Source organism: Marinobacter mobilis, from assembly GCF_900106945.1.
Taxonomy (GTDB): domain Bacteria; phylum Pseudomonadota; class Gammaproteobacteria; order Pseudomonadales; family Oleiphilaceae; genus Marinobacter; species Marinobacter mobilis.
In genome coordinates this window covers 102274-114090 of the sequence record NZ_FNNE01000006.1, presented here as the reverse complement: position 1 = coordinate 114090, position 11817 = coordinate 102274, and the positions used below count along the sequence as shown (strand labels likewise).

Sequence of the window (11817 nt, the reverse complement as noted above, 5' to 3'; positions counted from 1 at the left end):
CACGACCATGATCCATTCCGACGCCACCACCGTTATCGACCTGCCCGGGCTGATTCGCCTGCAGGCCGACGCCCGCGCCCTGCGGCTGCCCAGCTCCCGCCCTGCCCGCAGTCAGCAAGCGGGGCAGCAGCGTTCGCCGCGCAAGGGCCGGGGCATGGCGTTCTCCGAGGTCCGCCCCTACCAGCCGGGCGATGATATCCGCAGCATCGACTGGCGGGTCACCGCGCGTCGACAGACACCACATACCAAACTTTATGAAGAGGAACGGGAACGCCCTCTGCTGCTGATCTGCGATCTTTCCCGCTCCCACTTTTTCGGTAGCGGCGGCGCCTACAAACAGGTCCGTAACGCACAGTTGGGGGCTTTGCTGGCGTGGCTCGGACTGTGGGCGGGGGACCAGGTTGGCGGTATTGTGTTTAACGATGACGATATTGTGGTCGTGCGCCCTGCACGGCGAAAGAAAACTGTACTCAAGCTGCTGGATCACCTGGCTCATTTCCAACATCGACCCGAGCCATCCGCAGAGGCGACATCGGCGGTAGCCATAACAGACCTGAATACTGCCCTGCAGGAGGCCCGGCGGGTATGTCACACCGGTAGCCGGGTGTTTGTAATCAGCGATTTCCTGACCCTGAGCGACGATACCCCACACTTGCTGGGCGCACTCGCACGTCACAACACAGTGACGGCCATCCGGGTTCAGGATCCGCTGGAGCAACACCTGCCAGACAACGGACGTTTTGCCGTTGCCGGGCCAACGGGCACCCTATGGTTCGATGGTGGCGACCGGCAGTTTCAGCAGGCGTTTGCCCGACGGGTGCAGCAACATGAACAGGACTTCAGCCAGTGCCTGAGGCGTTCCGCCGTCGGCCACCAGACACTTTCCACCCATGACGACCCGGCCGTGTTCCTGCAATCGCTGCTGGGCCCTAAAGGTCATATCAGGTAGTACCAGTACATGATGGAACAAGACCCCCTCAGTCAATTGCGGGACATCCACTTACCTGATCCCGGCGGTTTCTGGCCCCCGGCGCCGGGCTGGTGGGCATTGCTGATTCTGACGATCGTGCTACTGGCGTTTGTAAGCTGGTGGCTGATCCGCCAACGCCGTCGTAACCGTTGGCTGGTGCAGGCGCTGTCCGAGATTGACCAGCTCGCCATGTCCCCTGACCGCGACTCCGACTGGTTCCGTCGCCTGAACCAGCTGCTCAAACGCAGCGCCCGATGCCGCTACCCGCAGCGGTTCCCAGAATCCTTGAGCGGTGATGCCTGGATCGATTTCCTGCTCGAAACCGGCCCCGGCGACACGATCGCCTCCCGCCCCACGCTAGAGGCAATGGTGGCCAGTAGTTGGCATCCTGCGCCCGGCTGCGATGCCGATCAGGCGATTGCCTTGGCACGGCTCTGGCTGAGGGGGCAAAAATGCTGAGCCTCGCCGCCCCCTGGTTACTGCTGCTGTTAGCGGTTCCGTTGTTTCTGGTGTTTCGTCAAACAACCCGGACCGCAGTCGAGGCGCCGGTTATCCCGGTTGGCCACTGGCTGAGCGGGCTCCCCGGTGTGACCACCAGAGGCAGTCAACCGCCCCTTTGGCGCAAAGTCCTGCTCACCGTGGTTTGGGCCCTGCTGGTCATTGCCCTGGCCCGCCCCCAGTACGTCGGTGAGTCGGTCCAGCTGCCGGTCACCGGCCGCGACCTGCTTCTGGCGGTCGATATATCCCCCAGCATGGACGAACGCGACATGGTGGTCTCCGGCCGAACCATCAACCGACTGCAGGCGGTCAAACGGGTTCTCCACGAGTTTATCGACAAACGCCAGGGCGATCGCCTGGGGTTACTTCTGTTCGGTACCGCCCCCTACATCCAGGCACCACTGTCGTTCGATCACCGCACCATTCGTCTGCTGCTGGATGAAGCCGGTATTGGCATGGCCGGTCGCGCCACGGCCATTGGCGACGCCATGGGTCTGGCGATTAAACGCTTGCGCGACCGCCCGGAAGACCAGCGGGTGGTCATTCTGCTGACCGATGGCGCCAATACCGCTGGGGAAATTTCTCCGGATGTCGCAACAGGCATCGCCCGCGACGCGGGCGTGAGAATCTACACCATCGGCATTGGTGCGGAATCCCTGATTCAGCGGGGGCTGCTGGGGTCGCGGCGGGTCAATCCGTCGCGGGATCTTGATGAGGCCCTGCTGAAGCGGATTGCCAGCGAAACCGGCGGCCAGTATTTCCGCGCCCGCAGTCTGCCGGAACTGGAGCTGATCTACGAAAACATCAACCAGCTCGAGCCCATCGAACTGGAAGGCCAGCACTACCGGCCGGTCACCGAGCTGTATTACTGGCCCGCCGGAGCCGCCGCACTGGTCTGGTTACTGCTGCCGTTTGCCAACGCAGGCGCGGGTCTACGGAGGCGTTCACGCCATGGCTGATTTCCATTTTCTACGGCCATTCTGGCTCCTGTTATTGTTGCTCATACCGCTGCTTCCGCTGATCCAGCGCCGCGCTGCCAGCAGCGAAAACGGCTGGAAACGGATCATCCCACCTCATCTGCTCGGCCCGTTGATGGGGGATGCCAGCGGCCAATCCCGACCGCACAAACGCCGCCTGCTGCCAGTCACCATGCTGGTACTGCTACTGGCAGTGGCCCTCGCAGGGCCCGCCTGGAGACAGGTGGCCACCCCCGTGCAACAACAGAACGACAGCCTGGTGATCGTGCTCGACCTGTCACTGTCGATGCTTGCGACCGATGTCATGCCTGACCGCCTCACGGTGGCCAAGCGCAAGATCCGCGACATCCTGGTCTCACGTCAGGCCAGTCTTAGCGCGCTGGTGGTGTACTCGGCGGATGCCCATCTGGTGGCACCTCTGACCGATGACCGCCGCACCATTGAAGGCATGCTGGATGTGCTGGACCCGACCCTCATGCCCTCGGCAGGCAACCGTGCCGACCTGGCCATTGCTCAGGCCGTCACCTTGCTCAACAACGGGGCCCGCGGCCCCGGCCGGATTGTGCTGATCACGGACGACGTCAGTACCCGTTACCAGCAGGCCATCCGGAACCAGATGAACGACAGCCGCTATTCCCTCAGCGCATTGGTGGTGGGCACCGAGGAAGGCGGCCCCATCCCGCTGAGCGGTCATGGCTTCATTCGCCAAGGGAATGACATTGTTCTGGCACGAGCCAATCCGTCTGCGCTGGAACGTCTAGCGGTGGCCACGGGGGGCAGGAGTCACCCGCTGACCCTGGACGATCAGGACATAAAGGCACTCCAGCTTCGTTCAGCCGATGGCAACAGCTGGCAAGACACCGATCAGGACCTGAGTGTCGAGCGCTGGCAGGATGACGGCTACTGGCTGCTCTGGCTGATACTGCCGTTGCTTGCTCTCAGCTGGCGCCAGGGTTCGCTGCTGGTGGTCATGGTAATCGTCCTGCCGGCCTTGCAACCCTCGCCTGCGATGGCCATGGACTGGGATGACCTGTGGTCGCGCCCGGATCAGCGCGGCGAGGCACTGATTGCCGAAGACCCGGAACGGGCCGCCGAACGATTTGACGATCCCGAGTGGCGCGGCAGTGCTCTTTACCGGGCCGGAGACTACGAGGGTGCGGCCCGGTCCTTTGCCCAGTCCGAACATGCGGAGGCCCGCTACAACCGCGCCAACGCCCTTGCCCGCAGTGGCAAGCTGCAAGAGGCCATCGACGAATACAACACCGTACTGGCCGAGGCCCCAGACCACGAGGATGCCCTGATCAACCGCGACATCGTCAAGGAGCTGCTGGAACAGCAGCAATCCCAGAACCAGGATGGCGATGGCGAGCAAGACAGCGAAGGTGAGAACGAGGAAAATCAGGACAACCAGTCATCGTCCGGCAGTGGCGAACAGCCACAGCCTGGAGAAAACGACAATGGCGGCGATGAGGGGTCGCCGCAAAGCGCCCCGCAAGACGGTGATAACAGTCAGGGGCAGCCGGACGACAGCGGCGAGGCGGATCAGCCTTCGCAGCCAGACCAGGAGCCCGAATCGGACGGCGAGAGCCAGCGGACAAATGACGAGCCCAGTGACGGTGAGGAACAACCAGCCCCGGCACTGAGCGAACTGGATATGGCCCCGCTCAGTCAGGGACAAGAACAATGGCTGCGGCGGGTGCCGGATGACCCCGGTGGACTGCTGCGCCGAAAATTCCTGCAACAGTACCAGAATCGCGAAACACAACCGGACAAGGGTGATACACCATGGTAATTCGGCTGATCTTCCTGCTGACCCTGATCTTTCTCCAGGCGGCACCCGCTCACGCCAGTGAAGGCCTGACAGCCGAGGCCAACCGTACGGAGCTTTATGCAGGCGATACGTTGACGCTGACCGTCAAGGCCAACATCAAACTTGAATTCAACTTTGAAAGCCTGTTCGACCCCGGCGCTCCGCAGTTACCCATGCCCGATGTCGACAAACTCGCGGCAGATTTCGACATCCTGGCTCAGAACCAGAAGTACAGCATCCGCACGATCAACAGCGACATGCATGGGGAGATCACCTGGGTCTTCCAGCTCGCGCCCAAACGCACCGGCACCCTCACCATTCCGTCACTGGCGTACGACGGCCAGGTTTCTGCCCCAGTCGAAATCACCGTCAGGGAAGGCACCGCACCCCAGCCCGAAGGTGTCATCAAGGACGCGTTTATTGAACTGGCCACGGACAAGGAGCAGGTCTACGTTCAGGAGCAGCTGGTCATCACCCTGAAGCTCTACTTCACCGGTAGTCTGTTGCGAGGCGAACTCTCCGAACCAGAGCACCCCACGGCGCTGATCGAACCGCTGGGGAATCAGCGGGAATACCGGGAGTTCCGTGATAACCGTGAGTACCGCGTGGTTGAACGTCGGTATGCCGTGTTCCCTCAGGAACCTGGCGCCATGACATTCGCGCCGTTCCGCTTCGAGGGCCAGACCCGTGACGCCAACGGCGCCATAAAATATCTGCGCGACAGTGCGCAACTGTTCACCATAACCGTCGATGCACCACCTGCCAGTTTCAGCGGCGATACCTGGCTGCCCGCCAGTCATCTGACCCTGAGCGAGGCGGACATCCCCGCTCAGCTGACCATGAACACCGGTGATAGCCTGACCCGCACCCTGACTGTGACCGCCCGCGGGCTGACGTCCGAAGCGTTGCCGCCGCTGCCCGACACCCTGCCCGACAACCTGCGCAGCTATCCCGATGCACCCGAGCGGCAGACCGATGTGCTCGCCAGCGGACTGGAGGGACGTCTGACCCAGAGCGCGGCCCTGGTCGCGGTCAGTCCTGGTGAGGTGAGCCTGCCTGAAATCCGAATTCCCTGGTGGGATACCACCACCGATACCGAAAAAGTCGCGGTTCTGCCTGCGCATACGGTCACCATTCGTGGCACCGCGGCCGGGCCTCAACCGGCCTCCCCGCTGCCGGCCTCCATGGAACCCGCAGTGGAACCGGGCACACCAACGACGACACCTTCGTTTCCGCAAATCGCCAACGACTCAAGCCACTTCTGGGCCTGGCTCAGCCTGGCATTCGCCATTGCCTGGGCCATCACCCTGATCCTTTGGCTACGTGGTCGTGGCAACGCGCCCAAACAGCCTCCGACGCGCACCGTCAGCAACCGGGAACGCGAGGCGTTCGAGAACCTCTTGCAGGCGGCCCGCAGGGGCAAGGCCAACACCCCTTCCTTATTGCTTGCCTGGGCCAACCTGAATCGTCCCGAAAAGCCCTATCGTAACGTGGGAAGCCTGTTGAGAGAGGCAGGCGACGATGGCCTGACCCAGGAGCTGGAAAAACTACAAAGACATTACTTTGGACGTCAGGATGACCATCAGCAGGACCGCTGGCAGGGAGAGGCCCTGGTCGCCGCTCTGAAGCGGCTCAGGCTGCAAGAGCCAGGCCACTCCCGTGACGACCAGTCTGAGCTGACGTTACCGCCACTGTACCCTCAGGAGCTGGCCAGTCACCACTGATCCTGCGGGTACAGCCAGCCAAGGTGTCAGGGAATACGGCTATCGATGACGATAGAGACCGGGGGCTGTTCGGCGTCAGTCACTGCGATGGCGTCGTCCGCCTCGCCTTGAAGATCGCCAGACTGCGGCATGGCATTGCCGGTCATGGACACCCGTGCGGTAACCAGGACTTCGGCGGTGTCTGAAATTCGCATGGCCGGATTCATGATGTAACGGTCATCCAGACGTAAATCCAGCGGCAGATCTGCTGCGGTCAGGCGGGCAACCGCCACCGGGATGGAGCGCCCTTCGCCCGGAATCCGGGCATACACGAACAGCGCCGCATCTGCAGGCACCTCGCCAGCCAGACCGTTCGCGAGCTCTACGCGAACAGATACGCCTTTACCCGACACCGCCAGCGCGGGGTTTTCCTTGCCGAGCCGCTGGTAGGCCTGATTGATGCCCTCACGTATCGACGGCAACTGGGGGTGGTTCGGCGCCACGGCTACGATGCGCTCCCAGGAATCAATCGCCCCCTGAAAGTCTTCCTGACTGAAGGCATAGATGCCCAGAAGCCCCAGGGCATTGACCTCGTCGGGGTCAAGCGCCTGCGCATTGGCAATGGCACGGGTTACACCGGTACTCATCTCCCCCCGGCTTTCAAAGAACAGGGCCTGAGCTGACAGTCCCCAGGCAACGGCCTGGGACTGCGGGTCCGGCACCTGGCCGGCCAGCTGTTCAAAGGCCCAGGCGGCGTCACGGTATCGCTCAATCTTCATGTAGGACCGGCCCAGCATGGCCCAGCCATCGGGATTATCAGGACTGGCCTCCAGTCGTTCCCGCAACTGAGCCGTCAGATCCCCCATGCGTGCCTGACGACTCGCATCATCGGAGTTCATCGCCAACATCGTCTGATACTGCTCGAGCTGATCGAGTCCTCCCCATTGCTGGTAAAGCAGAACCGCGACAGCGGGAATCGCCACAACACTGGCAAGCACCACCAGCAGCGCCGGCCGGCGATGGCTGCCCTGAACGGCCCGGGGTGCCGGCGCGTCACCGACATCGTCGAGCAGGCTACCTTCGAGTTCGTCCTTGAGCTGGCCGTAGGCAGCATCGTCAATCAGGCCAGCAGCATGTTCCGAGTCAAGCTCTTCCATGCGGCTGCGGTAAGCCATCAGGTTCTGGTTACGAATATCGGTGGTCTGCTGTCGGCCGGATTTTGTAAACAGCAACGGGTAAAAAACGAATGCCAGGGCCAGGGCAATCAGAACAGTGGCAATCAGCCAAAAGGTGGTTGTCATAGATCGACCATTGATGAGTCAGTGGAACAGCGATGTAAATGGGAAAGAGTCAGGAAGCAGAGTCGTCGCCACCGAGAATACGCTCGGCCTTGCGCCGCTCATCGTCGGTCAGGGACACCGTGCTGTGTTCCCGCTGACGTGAACGCACCACCACGCCAATCACAATGAGTATCCCGCCAAGGATCGCAATCAAAGGGGTGACCCAAAGCAGCGCCGTGCGCTGGTTGAATTCCGGCTTGTAGAGCACGAACTCCCCAAAGCGGTTAACGAGGGCATCTTTGACTTCCTGGTCGGAGGCACCGTCCAACAGCATCCGATAGACTTCGTCACGCATGTCTTTGGCGATGGGGGCGTTGGAATCAAAAATGTTCTGGTTCTGGCATTTGGGGCAACGCAGTTCGGCAACCAGGGTGCGAAACCGCGCCTCATCGGCATCAGAGTCAAACGGATAGACATCGGTTATCGCCGCCGCAGACAGCGATACCATCATCATAGACAGCAGTAACAGCACCCGCGCCATCAGCCCTGCCCTCCATACTGACGCACCAGTGGCTGCAGGATCTCATTCCAGACCTGGTCATTGACCACCCCAACGTGGCGGTAACGAACAATGCCATCGGCATCGACCACGTAGGTTTCCGGAGCGCCATACACCCCCAGGTCAAAACCCAGCTTACCCTGAGGGTCAAACAGACTCAGGGCATAGGGGTTACCCAGGCGGGACAGCCACTGCAAAGCCGCATCGCGGTTGTCCTTATAATTCAGGCCAATGATGTGCACGCCCTCTTCTGCCGCCAGTCGTACCAGATCATCATGCTCATCGCGGCAAGCCGGACACCAAGTGCCCCAGACATTCAGCAGAGACACCTGCCCTTTGAACACATCATCGTGGTGTACCCTATCCGGGTTTTGCAGGTCAGCCAGGGCAAAAGCCGGTACCGGCTTGCCAATCAACGCGGACTCCAGATGCGTCGGATCCTTGCCAATACCGGCAAACAGAACAATACCCAGAGCCACCGCAAGGGCCACCGGAATAAACAGTAAGATCCGCCTCATGACACCGCCTCCACAACATTTCCTTCAGCCTTTCCAGGCGTCGACGAAGCCGTCTCACTGGCTCGCTCTCGAATGCGATATCGCCGGTCAGCAATGGCGAGGAAGCCACCCGCGGCCATGAACAGCGCTCCCAACCACAACCAGCGGATCAACGGCTTGTACTGAATCCGCACGGCCCAGGCGTCATCGCCGACCCGCTCGCCCAGGGCGACAAAGAGGTCCCGGGTCAGGCCGGCATCAATACCGGCCTCCGTCATTACATTGCGCTGGACATGGTACTGACGCTTTTCGGGATAGAGGGTCGCCACCAGTTCACCCTCACGAGTGATGTCAAAGCGCCCGTACTGGGCAACAAAGTTTGCGCCCTGACGTGAGCCCATCTCACTGAAGGTAAAGCGTAATTCACCAATTTCAGCGGTTTCGCCCGGCGCCATCCGCACATCCCGCTCAACGCCGTAGTTGGAAACAACCGTAGCGCCCGCCATGGTCATTGCCATGCCCAGGTGGCCAAGCACCATACCGTAGTAGCTTCGGGACTGGCGCCGCAGGCCATGCCAGCGCCCCTGACGGGAGGCCGACTTGAGCCACAGGTCTGCGACAGTGGCCACCGTTACCCAGGCCGCAGTGAACACGCCCGCAAAAGCCCACGGGGTAAAGTTGCCAAATCCGGCGACAACTGCGGCGGCCACCAGCAGACTGATGGCCGCCGGCCACAGCAGTTTCCGGCCCAGCCAGCCACCATCGGTCTTCTTCCAGCGGGAAAAGATACCCGCTCCGAGCAACAAGCCTACGGCAATGGCGATAGGACTGAATGTGGTGTTGTAGAACGGCTCACCGATGGACAAACGGCCACCGCCCATGTAGTCCAGTACCAGCGGATACAGCGTGCCGACCAGCACCAGCAGCATCGAGGACACCAGCAGGACGTTATTGAGCAGCAGGAAAATCTCCCGTGACAGGGAGCCATAGCGGACCCGGGTATGCACCACCGGAGCCCGGAAGGCGTAGAGCGTGAGGCTGGAAACAATGGTGACCGCCAGCAGGCCCAGCAGGAAGGCCCCCCGGGTGGGGTCCGAAGCGAACGCATGCACCGAGGTCAGCACCCCGGAGCGCACCAGGAAGGTTCCCAGCAGACTCAGGGCAAAGGTGACAATGGCGAGCAGCACCGTCCAGGACTTGAACACACCCCGTTTTTCAGTCACTGCCAACGAGTGCATCAGCGCGGTACCTGCCAGCCAGGGCAGCAACGACGCGTTTTCGACCGGATCCCAGAACCACCAGCCGCCCCAGCCAAGTTCGTAGTAGGCCCACCAGCTTCCCAGGGCAATGCCCACCGACAGGAAAGCCCAGGCAACCGTGGTCCAGGGCCGGGACCAGCGGGCCCAGGCCGCGTCCAGACGGCCATTGATCAGCGCGGCAATGGCAAAAGCAAAGGCAACCGAGAAGCCAACATAGCCCATGTACAGCATCGGCGGGTGAATGATCAGGCCGAAGTCCTGCAACAGCGGATTGAGGTCAGCGCCATCCGCCGGCACGTTTGGCAACAAGCGGTTGAACGGGTTGGAGGTCATCAGGATGAACAGCAGGAAACCAACCGATACCATCCCCATCACCGCCAGCACCTGGGACACCATGACCGTCGGCAGGCGTCGGCTAAACACCGCTACCGCCAGCGTCCAGCCCGCCAACATAAGTATCCAGAGCAGTAGCGAGCCTTCATGCCCGCCCCACACCGCGCTGAACTTGAAGTACCAGGGCAACATGCTGTTGCTGTTGTTGGCCACGTAGGCCACTGAAAAGTCATCGACCAGAAAACTGTGGGTGAGAATGCCGAACGCAATGGCGACAAACACAAACAGGCCAGCAGCCAGTGGGCGGGAAAATCCCATCAGGGATTCGCGACCGGTGATCGCGCCAACCAACGGCACAGTTGCCAGCAATACCGACAACAGCAACGCCAGAATTAGCGTAAATTGTCCAAGCTCAGGATACATGGGTCTACCTCTGTCCGCGCCGGTGTTCGGCTACTGGTTCATGGCGGGAGCCCGGGCTCCACTGGCCTCAGCCTTCTCGAGCGCATCGCTCACTTCCGGCGGCATGTAATTCTCATCGTGCTTGGCCAGCACCTGGTCTGCCACAAACACCCCGTCGGGGTGCAAACGTCCCATGGCGACCACGCCTTGCCCTTCGTCAAACAGGTCCGGAAGAATACCGGTGTAACGCACTGTGACCGACGATACAAAGTCAGTGACCTCGAACTCCACCGTCAAGTCCTGATCACTGCGGACCACGGAGCCTTGCTTGACCATGCCTCCGGCACGGATTCGGGCATCCAGAGGTGCCTCCCCTGAGGCAATCTGGGTGGGGTCATAGAACAGGTTAATGTTCTGGCGCAGGGCATAGGTGGTCAGGCCAACAGCAATGGCCAGCCCGGCCAGCAGGAACAGGATAATGGTCAGTCGCTTTTTTCGTATCGGGTGCATGATGAATTGAACTACCAATAATCAGGATGGGTGAATTCGGGTAAAGGAGGCTGGCGCCGGCTTGTCGGTGACGCGGCCATTCTGTTCCAGATCCATCTGGCGTTTCTGGGTACGCAATACCGTGTTGCGCTGGCGCCGGGACCACACACCCAGCCCCAGCAGGGCCAAGACAAAGACCGCATAGCAGGTCCATACGTAAGGGCCGTGGCCGCCCATGACAATAAATGCAGAGATGGAGTCAAAGGCCATGATGTCAGTTGCCCCCTGCCGCGGCCAGATCGCGGACCCACCGGGTACGGCGCTCCCGTTTCAGAATTTCAGTTTGCATGCGCAAACACGCCAGCCAGCCAAAGAGCAGGTAAAGACCCAGTACCGCAAACAGCAACGGAACCCACATCTCCGGGGCCATGGAAGGTTTTTCGGTAAGTTTGAAGGTGGCCGGCTGATGCAGTGTGTTCCACCACTCCACCGAGTACTTGATGATGGGGATATTGACCACGCCCACCAGTACCAGAACGGCAACACCACGGGCGGAGGACTTCTCATCGGCAATCGCCGACATCAGTACAATCACCCCGAAATAGAGGAACAGCAGGATCAGCATGGACGTAAGGCGGGCATCCCAGACCCACCACGTGCCCCAGGTGGGCTTCCCCCATACTGCACCGGTGAACAGCGCCAGGAACGTCAGCACCGCACCCACAGGCGCCACCGCCCGCACAAACAGGTCAGCCAGTTTCATCCGCCACACCAGGGTCACTACCGCAGCGACGGCCATCATGATGTAGATCGACTGAGCCAGGAAGGCACTGGGTACATGAATGAAGATGATTCGATAGCTATTACCCTGCAGACGTTCCGCCGGGGCAAACGCCAACCCCCAGACCAAACCCGCCAGAAGCAGGATCAATCCTATGGCCAACAGCCACGGCATCATTTTTGACGCGATACCGTAAAACCATTTGGGCGAACCGAATTTATGGAAGAGTTGCCGAATGAATTGCCACATCAAGTTAATA

At 61.0% G+C, this 11817-nt stretch carries 12 protein-coding genes; 5 read left to right on the top strand and 7 right to left on the bottom strand.

Annotation, left to right across the window (positions count from 1 at the left end; all coding sequences use genetic code 11):
* Nucleotides 1-7: 7 nt before the first annotated feature.
* From BLV11_RS10710 to BLV11_RS10690, 5 genes are read left to right on the top strand one after another with little or no spacing between them, the layout of a single operon-like run.
* Complete coding sequence (locus BLV11_RS10710) at nucleotides 8-949, top strand: DUF58 domain-containing protein (RefSeq protein WP_091814106.1); 942 nt, start codon at nucleotides 8-10, stop codon at nucleotides 947-949.
* Between the two features lie 9 nt (nucleotides 950-958).
* Complete coding sequence (locus BLV11_RS10705) at nucleotides 959-1429, top strand: DUF4381 domain-containing protein (protein ID WP_091813577.1); 471 nt, start codon at nucleotides 959-961, stop codon at nucleotides 1427-1429.
* Nucleotides 1423-2427 (top strand): vWA domain-containing protein, encoded by a 1005-nt coding sequence (locus tag BLV11_RS10700; RefSeq protein ID WP_091813574.1) that lies wholly within the window; start codon nucleotides 1423-1425, stop codon nucleotides 2425-2427. The genes BLV11_RS10705 and BLV11_RS10700 overlap by 7 nt, the downstream gene beginning before the upstream one ends.
* On the top strand, nucleotides 2420-4237 hold the full coding sequence (locus BLV11_RS10695; protein ID WP_091813570.1) for a VWA domain-containing protein: 1818 nt from the start codon (nucleotides 2420-2422) through the stop codon (nucleotides 4235-4237). Before BLV11_RS10700 ends, BLV11_RS10695 begins: the two co-directional genes overlap by 8 nt.
* The gene (locus BLV11_RS10690; RefSeq protein ID WP_091813567.1) at nucleotides 4231-5979 is read left to right on the top strand and encodes a BatD family protein; all 1749 of its coding nucleotides are present in this window, start codon (nucleotides 4231-4233) and stop codon (nucleotides 5977-5979) included. Before BLV11_RS10695 ends, BLV11_RS10690 begins: the two co-directional genes overlap by 7 nt.
* 26 nt (nucleotides 5980-6005) lie before the next feature.
* Here the strand turns inward: BLV11_RS10690 and ccmI are convergent, their stop codons facing one another.
* The 7 genes from ccmI to BLV11_RS10655 are packed head-to-tail and all read right to left on the bottom strand — an operon-like array spanning nucleotide 6006 to nucleotide 11816.
* Nucleotides 6006-7259, bottom strand: coding sequence for a c-type cytochrome biogenesis protein CcmI (gene ccmI / locus BLV11_RS10685; protein ID WP_091813564.1), 1254 nt, complete (start codon nucleotides 7257-7259; stop codon nucleotides 6006-6008).
* Nucleotides 7260-7308: 49 nt separating this feature from the next.
* Entirely contained in the window at nucleotides 7309-7779 is a 471-nt protein-coding gene (locus tag BLV11_RS10680; protein WP_091813561.1) for a cytochrome c-type biogenesis protein, read from the bottom strand.
* Nucleotides 7779-8315 (bottom strand): DsbE family thiol:disulfide interchange protein, encoded by a 537-nt coding sequence (locus BLV11_RS10675; RefSeq protein ID WP_091813558.1) that lies wholly within the window; start codon nucleotides 8313-8315, stop codon nucleotides 7779-7781. Before BLV11_RS10675 ends, BLV11_RS10680 begins: the two co-directional genes overlap by 1 nt.
* Nucleotides 8312-10309 carry a heme lyase CcmF/NrfE family subunit gene (locus tag BLV11_RS10670; RefSeq protein WP_091813555.1) on the bottom strand — a complete coding sequence of 666 codons (1998 nt, stop codon included), beginning with the start codon at nucleotides 10307-10309 and terminating at the stop codon, nucleotides 8312-8314. Before BLV11_RS10670 ends, BLV11_RS10675 begins: the two co-directional genes overlap by 4 nt.
* Nucleotides 10310-10339: 30 nt before the next feature.
* Complete coding sequence (ccmE, locus tag BLV11_RS10665; protein ID WP_091813552.1) at nucleotides 10340-10798, bottom strand: cytochrome c maturation protein CcmE; 459 nt, start codon at nucleotides 10796-10798, stop codon at nucleotides 10340-10342.
* A gap of 21 nt (nucleotides 10799-10819) precedes the next feature.
* Nucleotides 10820-11047, bottom strand: coding sequence for a heme exporter protein CcmD (gene ccmD / locus BLV11_RS10660; protein WP_091813549.1), 228 nt, complete (start codon nucleotides 11045-11047; stop codon nucleotides 10820-10822).
* 4 nt (nucleotides 11048-11051) lie between these two features.
* Nucleotides 11052-11816 (bottom strand): heme ABC transporter permease, encoded by a 765-nt coding sequence (locus BLV11_RS10655; RefSeq protein WP_425433827.1) that lies wholly within the window; start codon nucleotides 11814-11816, stop codon nucleotides 11052-11054.
* Nucleotide 11817: the final 1 nt, after the last annotated feature.

What these genes read in the sequence shown, in the direction of transcription:
- BLV11_RS10710 (WP_091814106.1), top strand. Translation starts at nt 8, where the DNA reads ATGATCCATTCCGACGCCACCACCGTTATCGACCTGCCCGGGCTGATT.
- BLV11_RS10705 (WP_091813577.1), top strand. Translation starts at nt 959, where the DNA reads ATGATGGAACAAGACCCCCTCAGTCAATTGCGGGACATCCACTTACCT.
- BLV11_RS10700 (WP_091813574.1), top strand. Translation starts at nt 1,423, where the DNA reads ATGCTGAGCCTCGCCGCCCCCTGGTTACTGCTGCTGTTAGCGGTTCCG.
- BLV11_RS10695 (WP_091813570.1), top strand. Translation starts at nt 2,420, where the DNA reads ATGGCTGATTTCCATTTTCTACGGCCATTCTGGCTCCTGTTATTGTTG.
- BLV11_RS10690 (WP_091813567.1), top strand. Translation starts at nt 4,231, where the DNA reads ATGGTAATTCGGCTGATCTTCCTGCTGACCCTGATCTTTCTCCAGGCG.
- ccmI (WP_091813564.1), bottom strand. Translation starts at nt 7,259, where the DNA reads ATGACAACCACCTTTTGGCTGATTGCCACTGTTCTGATTGCCCTGGCC.
- BLV11_RS10680 (WP_091813561.1), bottom strand. Translation starts at nt 7,779, where the DNA reads ATGGCGCGGGTGCTGTTACTGCTGTCTATGATGATGGTATCGCTGTCT.
- BLV11_RS10675 (WP_091813558.1), bottom strand. Translation starts at nt 8,315, where the DNA reads ATGAGGCGGATCTTACTGTTTATTCCGGTGGCCCTTGCGGTGGCTCTG.
- BLV11_RS10670 (WP_091813555.1), bottom strand. Translation starts at nt 10,309, where the DNA reads ATGTATCCTGAGCTTGGACAATTTACGCTAATTCTGGCGTTGCTGTTG.
- ccmE (WP_091813552.1), bottom strand. Translation starts at nt 10,798, where the DNA reads ATGCACCCGATACGAAAAAAGCGACTGACCATTATCCTGTTCCTGCTG.
- ccmD (WP_091813549.1), bottom strand. Translation starts at nt 11,047, where the DNA reads ATGGCCTTTGACTCCATCTCTGCATTTATTGTCATGGGCGGCCACGGC.